16 protein-coding genes are annotated in these 18189 nt (G+C 54.1%); 8 read left to right on the forward strand and 8 right to left on the reverse strand.

Annotated elements, in window-relative coordinates; translation table 11 throughout:
* Positions 1-20 precede the first annotated feature (20 nt).
* Together E8D52_13950 and lnt are read right to left on the reverse strand one after the other, a co-directional pair.
* Entirely contained in the window at positions 21-1085 is a 1065-nt protein-coding gene (locus E8D52_13950) for a peptide chain release factor 2 (protein ID TKB66950.1), read from the reverse strand.
* Positions 1086-1188: 103 nt separating this feature from the next.
* Positions 1189-2805 (reverse strand): apolipoprotein N-acyltransferase, encoded by a 1617-nt coding sequence (lnt, locus tag E8D52_13955; GenBank protein ID TKB66790.1) that lies wholly within the window; start codon positions 2803-2805, stop codon positions 1189-1191.
* Positions 2806-2920: 115 nt separating this feature from the next.
* On the opposite strand from lnt, the gene E8D52_13960 reads away from it, so the two are divergent.
* The 3 genes from E8D52_13960 to E8D52_13970 all read left to right on the forward strand — a co-directional run bounded on the left by E8D52_13960 (position 2921) and on the right by E8D52_13970 (position 4130).
* Positions 2921-3250 (forward strand): PilZ domain-containing protein, encoded by a 330-nt coding sequence (locus E8D52_13960; GenBank protein ID TKB66791.1) that lies wholly within the window; start codon positions 2921-2923, stop codon positions 3248-3250.
* Entirely contained in the window at positions 3247-3462 is a 216-nt protein-coding gene (locus tag E8D52_13965) for a hypothetical protein (protein ID TKB66792.1), read from the forward strand. The genes E8D52_13960 and E8D52_13965 overlap by 4 nt, the downstream gene beginning before the upstream one ends.
* A 311-nt stretch (positions 3463-3773) precedes the next feature.
* Positions 3774-4130, forward strand: a complete 357-nt coding sequence (locus E8D52_13970) for a hypothetical protein (GenBank protein ID TKB66793.1) — start codon at positions 3774-3776, stop codon at positions 4128-4130.
* Between the two features lie 421 nt (positions 4131-4551).
* On the opposite strand, the gene E8D52_13975 is transcribed toward E8D52_13970, so the two are convergent.
* Positions 4552-5070 (reverse strand): hypothetical protein, encoded by a 519-nt coding sequence (locus E8D52_13975; GenBank protein TKB66794.1) that lies wholly within the window; start codon positions 5068-5070, stop codon positions 4552-4554.
* Positions 5071-5538: 468 nt separating this feature from the next.
* Between E8D52_13975 and E8D52_13980 the strand changes: the two genes are divergently transcribed.
* The 5 genes from E8D52_13980 (at position 5539) to E8D52_14000 (ending at position 13279) form a co-directional block, all read left to right on the forward strand.
* Positions 5539-6093 (forward strand): DUF4124 domain-containing protein, encoded by a 555-nt coding sequence (locus E8D52_13980; GenBank protein ID TKB66795.1) that lies wholly within the window; start codon positions 5539-5541, stop codon positions 6091-6093.
* On the forward strand, positions 5960-8335 hold the full coding sequence (locus E8D52_13985; GenBank protein ID TKB66796.1) for a WD40 repeat domain-containing protein: 2376 nt from the start codon (positions 5960-5962) through the stop codon (positions 8333-8335). Before E8D52_13980 ends, E8D52_13985 begins: the two co-directional genes overlap by 134 nt.
* A 242-nt stretch (positions 8336-8577) precedes the next feature.
* Positions 8578-10548 carry a DNA topoisomerase VI subunit B gene (locus E8D52_13990; protein TKB66951.1) on the forward strand — a complete coding sequence of 657 codons (1971 nt, stop codon included), beginning with the start codon at positions 8578-8580 and terminating at the stop codon, positions 10546-10548.
* 6 nt (positions 10549-10554) lie between these two features.
* Positions 10555-11661, forward strand: coding sequence for a DNA topoisomerase IV subunit A (locus E8D52_13995; protein ID TKB66797.1), 1107 nt, complete (start codon positions 10555-10557; stop codon positions 11659-11661).
* Between the two features lie 58 nt (positions 11662-11719).
* Complete coding sequence (locus E8D52_14000) at positions 11720-13279, forward strand: DEAD/DEAH box helicase (GenBank protein TKB66798.1); 1560 nt, start codon at positions 11720-11722, stop codon at positions 13277-13279.
* Here E8D52_14000 and E8D52_14005 read toward each other — a convergent pair.
* The 5 genes from E8D52_14005 to E8D52_14025 all read right to left on the reverse strand — a co-directional run bounded on the left by E8D52_14005 (position 13261) and on the right by E8D52_14025 (position 18168).
* Positions 13261-13578, reverse strand: coding sequence for a DUF3817 domain-containing protein (locus E8D52_14005; protein TKB66799.1), 318 nt, complete (start codon positions 13576-13578; stop codon positions 13261-13263). The two genes, E8D52_14000 and E8D52_14005, sit on opposite strands and share 19 nt — an antisense overlap.
* A gap of 199 nt (positions 13579-13777) precedes the next feature.
* The gene (locus E8D52_14010) at positions 13778-14002 is read right to left on the reverse strand and encodes a hypothetical protein (protein TKB66800.1); all 225 of its coding nucleotides are present in this window, start codon (positions 14000-14002) and stop codon (positions 13778-13780) included.
* Between the two features lie 564 nt (positions 14003-14566).
* Entirely contained in the window at positions 14567-16306 is a 1740-nt protein-coding gene (locus E8D52_14015; protein TKB66801.1) for a hypothetical protein, read from the reverse strand.
* A 636-nt stretch (positions 16307-16942) separates the two neighbouring features.
* Positions 16943-17095 carry a hypothetical protein gene (locus E8D52_14020; protein ID TKB66802.1) on the reverse strand — a complete coding sequence of 51 codons (153 nt, stop codon included), beginning with the start codon at positions 17093-17095 and terminating at the stop codon, positions 16943-16945.
* Positions 17095-18168: a hypothetical protein gene (locus tag E8D52_14025; GenBank protein TKB66803.1), complete on the reverse strand. Its 1074-nt coding sequence runs from the start codon at positions 18166-18168 to the stop codon at positions 17095-17097. The genes E8D52_14020 and E8D52_14025 overlap by 1 nt, the downstream gene beginning before the upstream one ends.
* Between the last annotated feature and the right edge of the window lie 21 nt (positions 18169-18189).

Below are 18189 nucleotides of genomic sequence, written 5' to 3' on the forward strand. Positions count from 1 at the left end.
CTTACCCTTGAGCCATCCTACTACAGGTCGTCGTCCGGTCCGCCGACCAGTGAGAGTTGATCACTTCCCTTCCCCAGTTTCTTCTTCAAAAAGGCCTCGATAAACCCATCGAGGTCTCCGTCCATGACGGCTGAGACGTTACTGAGTTGATGACCTGTCCGGTGGTCTTTGACCATTTGATAGGGCTGGAACACGTACGATCGAATTTGGCTGCCCCATGCAATGTCCTTCTTCTCGCCGACGATGGCGTTGAACTCCGCTTCCTTTTTTTTCTGTTCCAATTCGAAGAGGCGCGCCTTTAAGATTTTCATCGCACCATTTCGATTCTGCAGCTGGGAACGTTCGTTCTGGCATTGCACGACGATACCGGACGGCAAGTGCGTAATCCTGATGGCGGTTTCCACTTTATTGACATTCTGTCCTCCGGCGCCGCCTGCCCGAAAGGTATCGATTCGAAGATCCTTGTCTTCAATCTCGACGTCGATGTCCTCGCTCAGTTCAGGATAGACGAAGACGGACGCGAACGACGTATGCCGCCGCTTGTTGGAGTCAAACGGGGAAATGCGCACTAAGCGATGGACCCCAGCTTCTGCCTTCAGATATCCATAGGTATAGGGGCCCGTGATCGAGATCGTCACACTCTTGATGCCCGCCTCGTCGCCGGGCAACAGGTCCAGTGTGTCCACCTTGAACTTCTTGTGTTCCGCCCACCGCACGTACATGCGAAGGAGCATCTGTGCCCAATCCTGCGATTCCGTGCCGCCGGCACCGGGATGAATCGCTACGATGGCATTATTGGAGTCCAGCTCTCCTGACAGGAGCAGCTCGACACGCAGTGTGGCGAGGCGCGGTTCCAACTGATTCAGTTCACTCGCCAGCTCGGTTTCCAGAGCCGAGTCGCCGCTTTCGTGGGCCAGCTCAAGCAGCGCGTCCACATCACCCATTTTGGTCTCGATGTCGCGCCATTGCTGCAGCTCACGCTCGATCGTTGCCTTTTTCCGGCTCACCGCGGCGGCGGCACGGGCATCGTTCCAGAAGTGAGGCTGGCCCATCTGCGCTTCCAGCTCTTGCAAGTCGGCCGTCATATGAGCGAAGTCAAAGATGCCCCCGTAGTTCAGAGACTTGTTCAGCAAGAGAGCGAACACGAACTGCCACGTCTTCTATCATGCCACGATCCTCCTTCTTCGGTCATGCCGGCGTGATAGCCGTCATGACTGGTTCCTTCGTGCGGAAATAGCTGAACAGGCACAAAAGCGCGCAGATTATAACACAGGCATGGGCAAACACATCGCCGTAATAGCTGTAAAACGTGCGGGCTTGTCTGGTCGGGATCATCGCGTACGATGCCTGCTCGCTGAACAGTGGTGTTGTGTCGATGATCTGTCCGAACGGATCGATGAACCCGGAAATCCCGGTGTTCGCCGCTCGCGCGAAGGCCAAATGATTTTCAACTGAGCGAAAGACAACCATGGCAAAGTGCTGGGCGGGGGCCGAGGACGGTCCAAACCAACCGTCATTCGTGATCGTCACCAGAAACTCCGCGCCGTTCGCTGCGAACTGACGGACCAAATCCGGGAAGATGACCTCATAGCAGATCGCCACCCCAAACTTGACGGGTCGGGAACCGGACGAACGTTCCATGCTCCATGATTTCGGGCTGAACGAAAGAGTCGTCGGTCCCGGCCCTGATTCAAAATCGCCGATACCTTCGACGAGTTTGTCGAGGAAGAACAGGAGTGATGATTTGAGGGGGATGTATTCTCCAAACGGGACGAGATGGTGTTTGTCATAACGGCCAAGGACCATGCCGTCTGTCCCCAGCAGATACGCGCTGTTCAACAGGTAGGGGCGGCGATCAGGATAAAATCTCAAGGCCGGGCTGCCGAGGAGGATCGGTGCCTGCGCACGTTCCGCCCACGCGATCAGTTGCAACTGATACTCTTTCTCCCGCTCTAAAATAAACGGTGTAGCTGCCTCGGGCCACACGACCAAGTCGGCACTGGTTCCCAGTTGGGCCGTGAGGCGGTCAAACGTCCGCATTGTTTCGTCGCGGAAGGACGCATCCCACTTTACCGCTTGATCGATGTTCGGTTGAACGACACCGACGGTAATGAAGGTTTTCGGGTTTTGCCGATCTCTATCGCTCAGGACCGCCGAACTATAGAACCAGGATAGTAGCATGCAGGCTGCCGCAGTCGTGAGGAGTTCCCACGGGAGCTTGACCGGGTGACATCCACGGAAAAACGGCATGATCCACATGAACAGCTCAGCGAAGGCCACATTCACCAGGACAATGAGAAAGGAGATGCCGTACACACCCGTGTGGTCTGCCACCTGAATCAGATCTAGTTCGCGATATTGCGAATAGCCGAGGAGACACCATGGAAGGCCGGAGAGCAGGTAGGTACGGAACAACTCCAGTGCAACCCAGAAGCAGGGTGCAAAGAAAATCCCATAGCGTGGGATGAGCTCGCGCAACCAGACGACGGCGAGGCTATAGAGTCCGACGTAGAGTCCGAGATAGCTGGTCAGTAGCAGCAAAATTGCGTAACTCACGGGTTCGGGAACCTTGCCATAGGTCGTCATGGCGGTGACGACCCAGGCCATGATGCCGGTGAATCCGACGAGACCGCTTAGCCAGCCGATCCAAAAGGCTCGCCGTTTGGAACATTGATCGAGTGCAAGATGCAGGGGAATCAGGACGATCCAGGCCAGTAATCCCAGATCAAACTTTGGAAAACAGAAAGGCAAGAGTAGTCCGCTCGCGCAGGCAAAGAGGATCTGACGCGAACGAACGTGCTCCATCGTGCTGTACCTTATCCAAAAGATTCGATGACTTGCAAGAGAATGCTCGAACTATCAGCGACTTGGGAAGGGCGCCACGTGCTTTTCCCCGATAGAATGAGGTATTGTAACTGATATGGAGCGCCGTCGGCATCGTCGAGTCCCTGTTCACGTGAAGAGCCTGCTTCAGGAGAACTCGCACGAGGTGGAGGGGGAGGCCGTCGATCTGTCACTCGGCGGCGCGCGGATTGAAAGCGCCCTTGTGGTTCAACCAGGAAGACAGATCGCTGTTAAGCTGATTGTTCCAGGAGATGACACATCGATCCTGATCCAGCACGCTCAGGTGCAATGGGCGGTCGATCGAACGTTTGGGGTTCGGTTTGTGGATTTACCGAAGCAGGAGTTGGATGAATTGGAACAGTTGATCGATGAAAGTATTGCGCTTGACGAAGGGGAAAAGATATGAAATCCGTGAGGCTTGAGCCAGAGACGCAGCCCGATGACTCTCGATTCTGGATCGGTGGCGAAGCGACCGTCGGGTCCCAAGCCCGCCGCCATATCCGTCGCCAAGCCGGGTCACCAACCTCTCTGCTCGGCGTCATCATCGGCCTCACCTTCCTCGGCGGCCTCGCCCTGGGCAGCTCATTCGGCCTCCTCTGTCGAAACAAAGACACGTAGCCCATCCGCAGCTTAAGGGTTCTTGAAACTAATAAGCTCTCTCAGAGCTTGGTATTCATCAAGAAAATAGCACTGGTGAGATGCTGAACTGCATTTGCCAAGAGCCAGCACCTTCGACTATGGGGTCCTCCTTGCTCAACACGTTCGCGGCAGTGAGAGAAAGGTGTCCAGCTATCAATCAGCTCTTAGTGCCTGATGAGATTTGGCCGAAGTTCCATAATTGGCACCTATGGTCGGACGGCGAGGCCCACCATGAATCAACGCTTCTCCTTGCATTGGATCGGGGCTACTTGAGCAGCATCACGTCTCCTATGCATCGCTTTCTGCTCGAATCAGGCCGCATCAATTCTCGCGTCACGAAGCAATACATCAACGATCTGCAAGAAGACTGGATTGACGACAGTGATTCTCTGAAGAGACACAAAAGATTCAGGATATTTCAAGGTCGAGTTGTAGAACTGCAGTGTGCGGAGTGGTTGGAGAGACACGGATGGGAAATCTCTGACTTGGAGGCTTTTGGAGAAGAGAGCCCGGATATCGAAGCGAAGAGTGCGAATGGAGACCTTACGGCATTTGAAGTCAAGTTTATCGGTCAAGATGATGATGGATTCGGCACTGTTTTGAAAGGCTTCAGTGGAGAGGATGCATATGAGAGGCGTTCACCTTAATGCGCAGCTAAGTATCTACTGTACCAGGTTTATCAATCTGCGAAGCAGCTGCAGGGCGCGCACGCTACCACTCGAATTGCCCTGATCGTTATCGACGGACCGACATGGCATACTTTTAAAATTCAGCTGAAGGACGGTTGGATAGACTGGAAGAATCCGACCTTCATTGAGGGCTATGATCCATTCATCGAGGCTCAAGACAAAACCCTGACGGATGAACAAAAGAGGACACTCACTAAGGATCAAAAAAGAAAGATCCTCAATGCTGATCTGAAATCGGCTCTTGAGAGTATTGCCGATGTGTGGATTCTCGAACGATCTAACGGAAATCAAATGGTGAAGATATTTCAACGAGGCGAGTAGGAGCCAACAGCTTTTCCTGCCTGAAACGATTTGGTCGGAACAATTCAGCCTAATCGGATTAGTCCTTTTTGGAAGCCATCCGATCCACTTTCTGATGCACCCATCTGGCTGGATTAGCAGCTGCTGATACAAAGGCTTGGCCGAAACCGAGCACAAAGTGCGCCTCGTCGAGTCGCAATTCCCAGAGGGCAAAATCTCCAAAGCCAAACATCATCTCAGCTTGGGGAAATCGTTCCAAGTAACGCTCCCGGATCTCACCATATGATGGCGCATCAGGCGAAAGCACTGCCGCCTCACCCTGAAGGTTCATGCGCCTCAAGGCCAGCGGGTTTTTGTCCGAGCCGTCCGGCTCAGCGATGAACAGCGCCACGTGGGGATCAGTGAGCAGATATTGCGTATGCAGTGCCAGTCGGCTGAGGTGTAGATAGGCCCGCGTCCAGTCCGACCCGAAGACATAGGGCACGTGCGATCCAAACGGTCGTCCGTTCCTCAACGTCAGCAATACGGCGGTACGAACATCGTCCACGAGGTCCGACCATGCGTCTTGAACGTTCTCACTGGTGAATGCAGTTGCCATAGGCGATCCTTTTCCGAGTAAATGAAATGGATTGGGATTTCCCCAAAACTCGTGAACAACTTATCATCCGTTTCAGGCAATCACCAGATGGTGAGGTTTGACAAGCTGAATTTTCCATCCCCCTTGACTGACTTCACGATGAAGCCTATCGTACCGTTGTGGGGGGAGTTAACGCCCCGAGGGAATATGGTTCATCAGGGGGTCGAGCGAGAGGACGGTGTGCAGGACCAGCTTGTACTGGGAAGCCTAAACTCCTCCCAAGATCTCCGCCGTACCTAATCGTCCTCGGTTAGGTGCGTGCTCCTCCCACCCTAAATATTAGCTCCATCACTCTCCTCGATTCTCCTAATCTCTTCTTTGATTTTGACTGAGCAGTACTCGTTTCCGGTGTATCCAGGCACAAATAGGACCCCCTGCTATACTTTGGTCAATTGACGCATCGTTTGGGTACTGCAACGGTTCCACAACATGAAAGTCTTCCTCCTCAGCTGCATGAGCTGTTCCCTCCTATGGCCGATTGTCGGATGGACGGAACTCTATAAATGGACCGACGACCAAGGAAATTTTCATATTACTGATACGCCAGCTCCCCTGACCCAAAAGAAGTCCGCGACGTTTGCGGCGCCAACTCCTCGATCCACCGTACTGAAGAAGACGACAGTTCGCCCGACCCTGCCTGGGCACCCTCAAGCAGAGGTTGAGCCCGTACCCGGTCCAATAGTCCCTTCTCCTGCACGCGAAGAAGTGACTATCCAACGGCTCATGGAGGGGTTGAGTTCGAGCCAGGCTGTGCTGACGAGTTCGTGGCACATCTTCGACAGTACCCTGATGAAGGCTAAGGCTCCCGTTCAGCAATGGAAGGATAAACAGGGCCTTGATCATTTTGTCGATGTCTTGCCGGCGACTCGGGGTAGCTCAGAAGCTGCTTCAAGGTTGGAAGATGGTTTTGTCTCACAGGCGACACGCAGGGCTAAGGAGCGGGCGACTAGTGTGTCTCGCTCGGGCCATCAATCGGGTGAATGAAACGAAGACCATGAATCGTTGGAAACCGTCTTGGAAGAGTGTGAAGACCCTACTGCTGGCTGTCTCCTTCCTTGCCACCGCATCAATCCAGGATGTGGCGGGTTCCCTTGCCAAAACTAGGACTGCATTCTCTGAGGATGGACGGCTGCTGCTGGTTCAGACGGATGAGTTGGTGGTCTGGGATCTTGAGACGAAGACACTCGTCGCGAAGATTCCGAGTCTCCCCTGCCAGCAGATTGCGTTGCTGAAGCAGGACGGGTGGCTGCTCTGTGTTGAGCACAGTGTCACGATCTACGATTGGAAGAACCGAGCCTCAGTGGCCACCATTCCACAGGAATCGCCGCAACCCTATAGCCTGCTGGCCTATTCGAGTGAGACGGATCGGATGATTCTCCGTCACGGGAACGAGGCCGTGTCCGTCTGGCAGCTCGGGAAAAAGCTGGTGCCGCTCAAGCATATCGCGCTGGAGGTGAAGAGAGACCCCCCCTCGGTGGCCGCCTCGCCCGATACAAAGCTGTTGGCGATTGCGCAAGGCCACACCATTCATCTGCATCACCTCACCAGCACAACCATCCGCGATCTTGTCATTGAGGGAGGAAAACCACGTGATCTGCTCTTTGCACCCGACAGCTCTCGTTTGGCCGCGAGTGTGGGCAAGACGATTCTCCTGATCGACCCAGTAGAGGCGTCCATAGTTACCCGCGCCACATTGGCGAGTGCTGAAGGGGCACAGGGCCCTCTCACTCCCGAGGTCTTCTCGCGGGACGGTCATCGTTTGGTAGCAGCCAACGGGGAAGGGAGCTACGCGCTGTTCAATGCTGATACGGGCGACTTGGTCATCTTGACTGAGTTCACCTATGCAGCTTCAGGGCTCGAGATGCGTTCACCGACACAGCTTCGTGCCGTCGACATTGCTGCCGATGCCGATCTCGTAGTTGGGCAATCGGAGCATCTTCACACCTTGCAGATCTGGGATCTACACACTGGGACGATGTTGCCGGATTTGTGTGGAGAGGATTGCCGCAACATGGGCCCTCACGTGTCGTTACTCAAATGGTCACCGACTGGTTCGAAGATCGTAGTCGGAATGCAGGGAGGCCTCAATCCTGATGTGGATGGGAAGATCTCGGTCTGGGATGTTCCCTCACGTTCCCCGGAATTGGTGCTAGATCCAGGCCAATCGAAGGCCAAGGTATTAGCGAAACGATCGACCCCACCGACATTTATTACGACGACACCTGCGGTCCCGGCATTCGTCCATGCGCTGGCCTTGCGCGCAGTGGTGACTTCGCCCAGTGCCAATCTGCTTGTCTCGAGTGGCGACGATGGACTGTTGAAAATCTGGGACCCGGGGCAGGGAACACTCTTGCGTCAACTGGTCCTGTCTGCTCCGGCCCATGCGCTGGCGTTCAGCGCCGATGGCGCAATTCTGGCGGTGGGCAGTGTGGAAGGGGACGTACGCTTGTGGGAAACCCAGACGTGGCGTGAATTCTCACCCTATTCAAGCAGGCAAGGTCGGATCAAGGCCCTGCAATTCCTTCCTGGCAATCGATTGCTCGTTATTGCAGGGGAGCGTTTGAAAGTTCCGGTCGTGGACCTCGTTACCCGAACGGTTGCGAAAGAGCTCGTACATACCAGTCTTTCTCCGGTGTGTGATGGGAACGGCTGTGCAAGAAAACGAACCATGCAGGGAGAAGTTGTCGACAGTCTGAGCTTCTTGGACGGAAGCTCGTTCCTCGTGACGACTTCGAAAACTGGTCGTGTCGTCTGGGACATGACGACCTGGCGAGAAGTTGAGAAGCCGGTCGGGATTCCGGCGGTCTGGTCCGGTCTGGGATGGAAACAGTCCTTGGTCTGGACGACTACTCGATCCAGTGACCCAAACGCTTCGACCCTGGCCCTGTGGGATATCAAGCGCAATGGTGTTGTCGCAAGCTTGGATACTTTCACCAACCGAGATACAGAAATTGATCATGGGCCGCCCGTGATGTTGGGAACATCAATGGCCGTCGATCCATCGCATCGGTGGGCTGCCACCAGAGTTGGTGAATATGTGTCAGTGTGGGACCTCTCGGCGCAAACAAAGCGAAAGACGTTCCATGTTAAAACCCCATATGATCTGCAGTGGACGAGTGACGGGAAACATTTGATCATGGTCACCCTGGACCGAAAAATCCTGGTCTGGTCTGTGGAGACCATGGAACCGGCGCACTATCTGCGAGATCCTTCCGTCACCCGCTAGGGAGTTTTGTTCTGCACACAGGTCTCTTTTCGTTCTTGCTACTTACCATCTGATCCATTGTATCCGCGAATGTTTTGTGGTACCAAACAATGAATGGTTGTTTCATGAGAGGTTGAATGGCACCAAAGAAAGAGTCCGCGTCAGATCCTGAATCGAAATCTTCCGCTCCTCGATCAAACCACGAACCAGCCGCAAAGACGAAAGCTGCCGCCAAGCCGGTGGAACGAGTCACTGCGGTTGAGATGGGGGCGCGTCAACGGGAAATCTCTGTCTCGGAATTTTTCACGAAGAACCGGCACTTGCTCGGCTTCGACAATCCACGCAAGGCGCTACTGACTTGCGTCAAGGAGGCGGTCGATAACGCACTCGATGCCTGTGAAGAGGCGGGAATTCTTCCGGATGTCACGGTCAAGCTGGAGGTGGTGTCGAACGGGGAGCCGGTGGCACCCAGCCAGGCGAGTCGATTTCGTATCACGGTGACGGACAATGGCCCCGGCATCGTGCGCCAGCAGATTCCCCGGATTTTCGCGAAGCTGCTCTATGGGTCCAAGTTCCACCGGTTGCGGATGAGCCGTGGACAACAAGGGATCGGTATTTCCGCCGCAGGAATGTATGGACAACTGACGACCGGCAAGCCGGTCAAAATTATTTCCCGAATTGGTCCGAAGGCTGCCGCGCATTTCTTCGAAGTCCAGATTGATACGAAGAAGAACGAGCCGTTGGTTCACGAGAATAAACAGATCGACTGGGAGCAGCCACAAGGCACGCAGGTTACGCTGGAAGTCGAAGGTAAGTATCAGAAGGGCCGCGCATCGGTCGATGAATGGCTGGAGCAGACCTCGATCGCCAATCCGCACGTCAGGCTGATCTATCACACGCCCGAAAAGGAAACGAAGGAATATCCGCGCACCTACCACGAGCTGCCACCACAACCCCGTGAGATCAAGCCCCATCCATACGGTATTGAGTTCGGTATGTTGCTCAAGATGTTGCAGGACACGAAGAGCCACGCGCTCTCCGGGTTTCTCGCTGCCGATTTTTGCCGCGTGTCTCCGGAACTCGCTGATGAGATCTGCAAAGCCGCCAAGGTGTCTCCGAACGTCAAGCCTCGTGAGCTGAAGGGGCCAGTAGCGGAGACGCTGTATAAGACACTACAAGAAACAAAGATCATGGCGCCGCCGACCAACTGTATTTCGCCGATCGGCGAGAAGGCGATCCTCTCAGGACTCTATAAGCAGATTAAGGGTGAGTTTTACACGGCTGTCAGTCGCCCACCGGGGGTGTATCGCGGCAATCCGTTCATCATCGAAGCAGGACTGGCCTACGGCAATAGGCCTCAAGATGAAAACAAGCGGCAGCAGCCAGCCATGCCCAAGGCCGAAGGGGAGCATGAAGAGGAAGACTCGGAGCTCGCCCGCGTGATCCGCTACGCGAATCGGGTGCCGCTGCTGTATCAGCAATCAGCCTGTTCGATGTTCAAAGCCGTCCTGAGCACGACCTGGAAAAACTATGGCTTGACGCAGTCGCGTGGAGCCCTGCCGGGTGGCCCGATGGTGATCTTTGTGCACATGGCGTCGGTCTGGGTGCCGTTTACCAGTGAGTCCAAGGAAGCGATTGCGGATTACGACGAAATCCAAAAAGAAATCACGCTGGCGCTTCGCGAGTGCGGCAGGCGGTTGGGACTCTTCATTCGAAGACGCGAACGGGCGGCCAGCGAATTTCGGCGACGGAATATTTTTGAGCTGTATATCGAGGAAGTCGTCGACGCGTGTAATCGGCTCAAGGGAGGCACGCTGCCGAAGGAAAAGTTGAAGGCACAGCTCCAGAAGATTGCGACGTCTCGGACGGGCGGCCAGAAAACCGACGAAGCCTTGGGGAAGACCAGTGCGGGACCAGAAGGGTTGCCGCATTCGATTATCGTGACGGCGGATGGCATAGAAGGCGAGGCGGAATTGGCCACTCAGGTCGAGGCTCATCAGTCATCAGCGAGGCCGACAACAGAGACTGATCTTCTCGGCGACGCGATGCCGATCGGCACGCGTGCAAAGAACGGGAAGACCTTGCCGCCGGTTGACCCTGAACAGGTTCCCAAGAGAGCAAAAAAGAAGTCAGATCAGACAGCGCTCTTTGCCAATACACCTAACACGGGCAAGACGCCTGGCAAGAAGTCGGTCAAGTCGGCAGAGACAGCCGTTCCTCGCAGGAAAAAGTAGGACCCTATGACGACGACGAAAGTGAAGAAGACAACCGTAGTCGAAAAAAAACTGATCAGCCTGGCGGATATCGTGATCCAAGCGGCCGAGCGGTCAAAAGATCCGACGTTTCAGATTCCCATCCGTGCCCTCTCGAATGTGTTCTTCAATGAAAAGAAGGGCCTCATCGAGATGGGAGGTAAAAAGCAGGAGCGGTCGTTTTTCAATGTTGGCATGGCGAAGAGATTTATGCAGACGGTGCTGGTCGCCGATGCCCTCTCCGAGTTACAGCGGGCTGATCTCACCACCTCGCTTCGAGAAATTTACTACCGCACGAAACACACGATCAAAGATTCTCACGAGAATACCTTCGATGCACAGGACGAATCCGATCCGGTCATTGAAGATTTAGAGGTGTCCCTTGCGACGCTTCGAGAAGAGCTCCATGTCAGTGCGGAAAACAGAGGCAGTATCGTGGGGCCGGTGGTCTTCGGTGATGATGGCGATCGTGTCGATTGCTCGAAGTTGGGGAAGGGCGGGTACTCGGTCCCATCGATTGTTGAACCGGAGTATTTGGAGATCCGGCGATGTACGGCAGATTTCCTGCTGCTTGTCGAAAAGGGAACTCAGTGGAACCGGCTCTCGGAGGACAAGTTCTGGCGGCGCTATAACTGTATTCTCCTGACTGGAAACGGTCAGCCCCCTCGGGGTGTGCGGCGGTTAGCCTGTCGGCTGCACGAAGAACATCGGCTGCCGGTCTATGTGCTGGTCGATAACGATCCCTGGGGGTACTACATCTATTCCGTCGTCAAACAGGGCTCGATCAATTTGGCCTTTGAGAGCGAACGGATGGCTATTCCAAAAGCCAAGTTCGTGGGCCTGTCGAGTGCTGATCCAGAGCGCTACGAACTGCCGCGCAATGTCGGAATCAAGCTGAATGAGAAGGATATCGCACGTGCCAAGGAATTGTTAAACTACCAGTGGTTCCAAAAGCCAGCGTGGCAGGTGGAGATCAAGCGCATGCTCGCGAGTGGGCTGAAGTACGAACTCGACGCGCTGGCCAATAAGGATTTTCAATACCTGACGAAGAAGTATCTGCCGAGGAAGCTCAAGGAAAAAGACTGGCTGGACTAACTGGCCTCCTCTCTGTGCCATCACTCAGCCACCAACAGTCCGCGTGCATGAATTGGCTATGAAGACCTTGCCTGCTTGGACGGCGCCGCTTCGCGATTGGCAGGGCCGTGCGCTCTCGGCGGTCCGTACCCATCAGACCAAAGATTTTCTGGCGATGGCGACTCCTGCTGCGGGCAAGACACGTTTTGCCTTGCGTGTAGTGCATGAATATCTGGCGAAACAGGCCGCGGTCCGGGTGCTGGTCGTCTGCCCGACGAATCATCTCCGCACACAATGGTCGGATGCGGCGGGGAAGATTGGGTTGCAGCTTGATCCGGCGCTGACCAACGAACAAGCTGCTGAGGCGCCGGACTATCACGGCGCGGTGGTGACCTATCAGCAAGTCTGTCTGGCCCCGGAGATCTTCCTGCAGGTCTGCAAGAACAAGAAGACGTTGCTCATCTTTGACGAGTTACATCACGCCGGCGATGGGAAGAACTGGGGGAAGGCGCTGCGCTCGGCGTTCGAGCCGGCGGTGTTCCGACTGATTCTGTCTGGTACGCCCTTTCGCTCGGACAACAATCCAATCCCGTTTATTCACTATGAACAAGGAGAAAGCCGGGCGAATTTCTCGTATGGGTACACCGATGCGATTCGGGATAGCGTCTGCCGACCCATTGTCTTTCCGAGCTACGAAGGCGAGCTGAGTTGGCTGTCGGAAGGCCGTGAGCATCATGCCACGTTTGAAGACGGGCTGAAGTTCAATCGCCAGCGGGAACGGTTGAAGACGGCGCTTCTGCAAGACACGTGGCTTGGGCCAGTGATCACCGACGCCCATGCGCAACTGACACGTCTTCGGAAGGAAGAGCAACCGGATGCCGGCGGACTAATCGTCTGCATGGATCAGGACCATGCGCGCTGGGTGGCCGACCTGGTTGCCCGTATCACTGGGACAAAGGCGGAAGTAGCCGTCTCGGACGATCCTGCGGCCTCGCGCACCATTGAGGAATTCGCTAGTCACAAAAAGCAGCAGTGGCTGGTGGCCGTCAACATGGTGAGCGAAGGCGTCGATATCCCTCGACTCCGTGTCGGCGTCTATGGGACGAACGTGATCACGGAAATGTATTTCCGTCAGGTAGTCGGCCGGTTCGTGCGGATGCAGGAGGGCCTGCCTAAACCGCAGCGGGCCTGGCTGTATCTGCCCAAAGATCCGGTCCTGGTGCACTATGCGAGGCAGATTAAGGCGGAGCGCGATCACGTCTTAGAAGACATCATGCCGGCCGGGCAACGAGACCTCTTCGACCGTGTGACGATTTCAACGAACGAATACATGCCGCTGATGGCCGTCGCCAGGATGGATAGTCTGATCGGCGAAGACGAGGCGAAAGGGGAGGCCGATGCGACGACCGTTGCTGAACCAGCTGTATCCCTCCACCAACAGAAGGAAGATCTGCGAGATCTCCACCGGTTGTTGGTCACCAGTCTTGCGCGAACAAGTGGAATTGATCATCGAAGACTCAACGCAGAATTGATTGCCCGCACTGGGAGCCGCGTCGATCAAGCAACAATCGAGCAGCTCAAGAAACGGATTCAACTATTAGAGCGGTGGAAAGAGCGGGGCTACGATGGCAAACGATAAGGCTTTTCCGTGGCAGCTTCTTTCTCGCGCAGATGTTTATCGAACAGGAATGGCCCAAATGGGAGAAGAGAGGCCAGAAAAGCATAGAAGGAAAATTTGTTGTCCCATTGGTGCGTAGTCCGGAGCATGGCCAACTGGGCGACATAAGCCAAGAACAAGATTCCGTGAATCGCTCCCACGACGGTTACTACCCTCGGCATCCCCATCAGATACTTCATCGGCATTGCTACGAATAGCAGCAGAAAAAAAGAACTCCCCTCGGCCAAGGCGGTCATTCTAAATCTTCGAATTTGACTCATCTGGGTTGAATTTCCAGCCTAAGGAATCTGTTGCGATGTGGCTAGCCTGTGGCATTGTCATCAACTCTTGAACCAGTGTCAATGTAGCTTGTCACAATGAGATCTGTAGGGGTGGGAGTGGAGCGGAGAGTAATGAGTACGAAACAACAGACACCACGGTCGTTAGACCGTGGTGCTTCAGTCTATCTTGTTCCTCGGCTCAGTTCGGCGGCAGCATCCAATAACACCATCCGAGAATAAATGGGGTTGCCACATACATGGCCTTTTTCCCGAAGGCATCATTTACCCCATAAATGAGGATGCCACCGATGAAGACGAAGTAGATCAACCCAATCCCTCGATAGCTAGCACTGTGTTCTGCCGCTAATGCGAGGGCTGGTGATCCAAAAATCAGTCCGGCTATGAGTGTGGCTAAGCGTGTCATCGCGGTCTCCTTCCAAGACAGATAAAATGATTGGGCTTGTTGTCGACGCAGGGTAGAGATGTAGACACAAGAACGCCCTCGCGGTGATGGGAACCAGGAGGGCGTGGGGTTGTTCTGGAGCGGGGTCTTATAATGGCGTTAACGAGATCTAGCAGGGAGTCACAGAACACCTCTTTGTCTACATGGGATGAGGCATGCTGATCCTTCCTAGCCAGGAAGTCAAACCAGCGATTTTCCGTTGAATATGTGAGACGTACGAGGGAGAGATCCGAAGGTGAATCGCGACGGCCTAGGACAGTGTCTAACGGAGCCGCTTTTGATTCGCGGCTGATTGCTGCGGGACGAGGGAATCATCACCACTTCAATGCGGTCTCCGGCTTCAAATAAGTCAATACGCATGCCGGACCATAGGTTAGAATTCGTGGAACACCAGCCACTATCATGAGGCGAGTGTCAGCGCATTGATGAAAAAGCACGCGAGATGTATTAATACAAGACGTAACCCCAATCTTCATGTCCAGGAAAGAAGTGGGGCATCCGCCGCCATCAGCAGACCGTCAATCTTCAGTCGGCTAGCCCAAATCTTTTTAAGGGGTTTTCAACCAACACTTCGATCTCAGATCGTTCTAAAATGCCCTCTGCTATTCCGAGCAAGCAAGATACTTGGAGAAAGGCTGTGTTCTGACGCAAGCACCAATCCCGCATGTCCTTGACCCCATCAGCCTTAGCTTGGTGTTTGACCAACTTCTTTAAAAGATCTGGCTTAGAGTAGTAATCGTTAGGTAACCTATCGGCTATTTGCCTGGCACCGGCCCAATTATTTGCTTCAATGAGTATTCTCAAAATAAAGTCATAGGCACCTGGCCACGACTTGGGTTCCTGGATCTTTTCAACGGTGGTTACTGCTAGTGGCAGTTCGCCTATGCCCGCCTGAACGACGGCGACATTAATTAAGCCTTTAGTGTCCTGAATCCCTGGATCGTCGGCTACTCTCTTTATGGCACGTGACAGTCTTAGAAGAATTTTGGAGGGACTTTGCATTCGCTTGACCTTATGGACAGCGTTGACGATATGGCTCAAGGTCTTCAGCTTGGTGCTTACAAGATCAACACTTTCGGCAATGTCTAGAGCCATCTCTCCCTGCCCTGCTACTGCCGCAATAAGAGCAATCGCTTCTAGCACTCCTGCTCTCATCTTCTTTAACTTCTCAAGATCATTCTTCGTGACGTCGAGGCTCTTTGTGCTGACTTTCACGCTCTGAATCGCTTGTTGGAGCGTTTCAGAAACTGCAGTGAAGTGCTCAGCATAAATCTGATCCTGGGCAATTCGCATTAATGGGTACCACCGTCCATCCTCTGGTAGGGTATCGGCCAACTCGAGGCTTTTGCGGAATGTGTCTGCGCTGCCACGGCTGTTGCCGGCATTGGCCTGTACCTGTGCAATCAAGTCTAGTGCGCCAATGGCCGTTTCTCCTTTGTAAAGGCTACGTGTATCTTCCAAAGCCAGCTCGAGTGTTTGCTCGCTTGCTGATTTATCACCAAAATACGCCTGTGCCGTGGCGATGATGACCAAACCCTCAACCGTCGATTTGTCGTGCGGTGTTCTGATTTTAGGCTTGCTGGACAGAATCTTTTCCGTGGCACTCTGAAAGGTCTTGGCCATTGCTGCCTGATCGCCTGCCTCGTGCTGAGCCTTCGCAATCCTCGCAAAATCGATGGTGGAAGTGGCGAGCTGAAGAGCTTGCTGGAATGTCTGTAGTGCCGCCGCATCCCCGGCTTTGGTTTGCGCTCGGCCGATCCGTGCCAGGAAAATGATTTTCCCCTCATTCGAGGGGAGATCATTTAAGGCTGCGAATACTGATGGGGTATAGCCACCTTTCAGCAACGCTTCCATAATGGGATCGATGCCAGAGGTCGCAAGATCACTCACACTGGAAATGCCTAGTGCTTCAGACACTCGCCCTGTCTTTGCCAGGGCGAGTGCAATCGCTTTCTGTTCTAAAGGCTTGCCGCTTCTTTCAGAGAATACTGATACTGTCTTTAGTGCTCCGTCAATATCACCGGCCATAGCCTGAGCGTGTACGATTTGACGGACCAACTGCGTAGTCCTCATATCAGATCCTGAGTTCGACCCGGCGAGATTGATCTGGGAAGCGAGCGTGCTTGCTTGACGAAGGAGATCTTTTGCTTCAGCAGTGTCTGCATCTTGTTGTGGCGACCGAACGGAGGTTTGGGCAGTCTGCCCATCAACGGCGAAACCATTTGCACAGACGATCATTAGAAGAAGGGCACCACATTTTTTCATGGTCTATCTAGCTCGCGTCGGCACCGGTGGCTACAATCGATCACACAATAGGCCAATTCCTCAGGTCTAGATCAGTCTAGATTCTCGATGCAAGTCACCGGCTGACTGCTCGATCCATACTGGGTCAATTTGGTCTTGCATGGCAGCTAACTGCCTTATATCGTTAGCCTAAATTCAAAGAATGCGCTGCCTCACTTAATTTCCGAACATGAATCGCCGTGCTTCACAATCTCACCAGCTTGGCTTAACCGCCGAAGTGATGCTTCTTTAGTTTTCACTTGATTGTCTAAGTGACCAGGCAAGGTTGCGCCTGTAGGATCTTGGGGTCAGCAACTTGCTTCATGAATTATCTTCATGCAGGTGACTCACGCTGCCACAGTCTATTGCCTTCAAAAAGAGAGTGCGGTGAAGGAGATCTTGACTGCGGGACTATATCCTGGGGCTGAGCCCACATCGCTGGATACGTGATTCTATCGCCTTCCGTCATGAACGCAACGAGAATATCATTCCAACGCAGACAGACGGTTGAGCGGAGTAAACCTGAATTGTGGTTAGGCTTGAGTATGGACGGAGATGGTGGGGGTCTGGATTGAGTTTTGACTTATTGTGTTCTGAAACAGCTGCAGTCCGTTTGAATCAGCGTTTGTATATTTCTTGTCGGTGATCAACTCGCAAGACGACGATCTCTTGGCCTTGCAGATCAAAGACCACACGGCAATCTCCAATCCGGAGCCGATAGGATCCCAACTCCGATTGTTTCAGGGGCTCGGGGTGGGCGAGAGGACACATCACTTCTTATACTTAACCCTTGATAAGGGATCAACGGGATTAGGCCCGCGTCGAATCGATTGACGGACGCGGTTCACGGGAGATATGGGCGGCTTTTCGATGGCCACTTCGGTTGGTCCGTTTCCAGAAGGAGCGGTTCCGATTTCGGCCAATACACCGCGATGGTCTGAGGGCCAAAGTGCGTCGCCGTTCGGGAGTCGACCGGGCTGGTCAAATGCCAGACGGCTTGAACGCACGACCGAGCTTCCATTGGTACTTCCATCAAATAGGAAAATAAAATCGACACGGCGATCGGCAGTGGGCCATTCGACTTGGATGTTTTGCCAGACCGTTCCTCCGGGTACTCCCGGATTCGCGATCCGGAAGGCGTCGATGAATCCTGGCTCTTTCTGCCATTCGGTGAGGACTGGAGATTGCTCTCCGGTATTCAAGTCGCCCATCAAAAAGGCTCGCCCGGTTCCTCGATGTTCACGGAACAGTTCGCCAACTCGTTGGAGTTGGCATTCGTCGCCTTTCGACGTGTGGGCGGAAAAGACCTGGGTCGGCCCATCGGGAGCCTTAATCTCGGCTCGCAAGAGAATGCGAGGGTCCATGCGACGTGGGCATCGAGGCAGGTCGTAGACTTCTGAAGCGACGATTGGATAACGGCTCAGGATGGCCGGTCCTTCTTTGAAGCCGATGGCTGAGGTGATTAGCCGATCCACAAAGCCAATGCCGAAGATATGTTCGGTCGCAGGAGCGAACACCATTTGGTATCCGAGTGCCTCAGCGATTCGTTGCGGCACGTTGCCATGCTTTCGGCTGTCTGACGCTTCTTGAAGTGCAATGATGTCAGGTTGCAAACGCTTCAGTTCTTGAATGGACAGGTCGAGCCGCTCTTCGAGATGGGTGCCGCTCTCGAAGAATCCTGACCAGGCTCCATCATGCAGCAGGTTGTAGGTCAAGACTCGCAGTGGAGGCGAATCTCCTCGGCCTTCTTCAGCGTGCGTTAAGGGACTGCAGAGTAGTAGGATGGCGGCCAGCCACGGGAGGGTATACGAGATGCGGGTGACCATGGGTGATACACGTAACATACGCCTGTCTCCTAAATCTTT

Source organism: Nitrospira sp., assembly GCA_005116745.1.
Classification (GTDB): domain Bacteria; phylum Nitrospirota; class Nitrospiria; order Nitrospirales; family Nitrospiraceae; genus Nitrospira_D.

What these genes read in the sequence shown, in the direction of transcription:
- E8D52_14020 (TKB66802.1), bottom strand. Translation starts at nt 17,095, where the DNA reads ATGTGTCCTCTCGCCCACCCCGAGCCCCTGAAACAATCGGAGTTGGGA.
- E8D52_13970 (TKB66793.1), top strand. Translation starts at nt 3,774, where the DNA reads ATGCATCGCTTTCTGCTCGAATCAGGCCGCATCAATTCTCGCGTCACG.
- E8D52_14000 (TKB66798.1), top strand. Translation starts at nt 11,720, where the DNA reads ATGAAGACCTTGCCTGCTTGGACGGCGCCGCTTCGCGATTGGCAGGGC.
- E8D52_13980 (TKB66795.1), top strand. Translation starts at nt 5,539, where the DNA reads ATGAAAGTCTTCCTCCTCAGCTGCATGAGCTGTTCCCTCCTATGGCCG.
- E8D52_14010 (TKB66800.1), bottom strand. Translation starts at nt 14,002, where the DNA reads ATGACACGCTTAGCCACACTCATAGCCGGACTGATTTTTGGATCACCA.
- E8D52_14015 (TKB66801.1), bottom strand. Translation starts at nt 16,306, where the DNA reads ATGAAAAAATGTGGTGCCCTTCTTCTAATGATCGTCTGTGCAAATGGT.
- E8D52_14025 (TKB66803.1), bottom strand. Translation starts at nt 18,168, where the DNA reads ATGTTACGTGTATCACCCATGGTCACCCGCATCTCGTATACCCTCCCG.
- E8D52_13985 (TKB66796.1), top strand. Translation starts at nt 5,960, where the DNA reads ATGTCTTGCCGGCGACTCGGGGTAGCTCAGAAGCTGCTTCAAGGTTGG.
- E8D52_14005 (TKB66799.1), bottom strand. Translation starts at nt 13,578, where the DNA reads ATGAGTCAAATTCGAAGATTTAGAATGACCGCCTTGGCCGAGGGGAGT.
- E8D52_13960 (TKB66791.1), top strand. Translation starts at nt 2,921, where the DNA reads ATGGAGCGCCGTCGGCATCGTCGAGTCCCTGTTCACGTGAAGAGCCTG.
- lnt (TKB66790.1), bottom strand. Translation starts at nt 2,805, where the DNA reads ATGGAGCACGTTCGTTCGCGTCAGATCCTCTTTGCCTGCGCGAGCGGA.
- E8D52_13965 (TKB66792.1), top strand. Translation starts at nt 3,247, where the DNA reads ATGAAATCCGTGAGGCTTGAGCCAGAGACGCAGCCCGATGACTCTCGA.
- E8D52_13975 (TKB66794.1), bottom strand. Translation starts at nt 5,070, where the DNA reads ATGGCAACTGCATTCACCAGTGAGAACGTTCAAGACGCATGGTCGGAC.
- E8D52_13950 (TKB66950.1), bottom strand. Translation starts at nt 1,085, where the DNA reads ATGACGGCCGACTTGCAAGAGCTGGAAGCGCAGATGGGCCAGCCTCAC.
- E8D52_13990 (TKB66951.1), top strand. Translation starts at nt 8,578, where the DNA reads ATGGGGGCGCGTCAACGGGAAATCTCTGTCTCGGAATTTTTCACGAAG.
- E8D52_13995 (TKB66797.1), top strand. Translation starts at nt 10,555, where the DNA reads ATGACGACGACGAAAGTGAAGAAGACAACCGTAGTCGAAAAAAAACTG.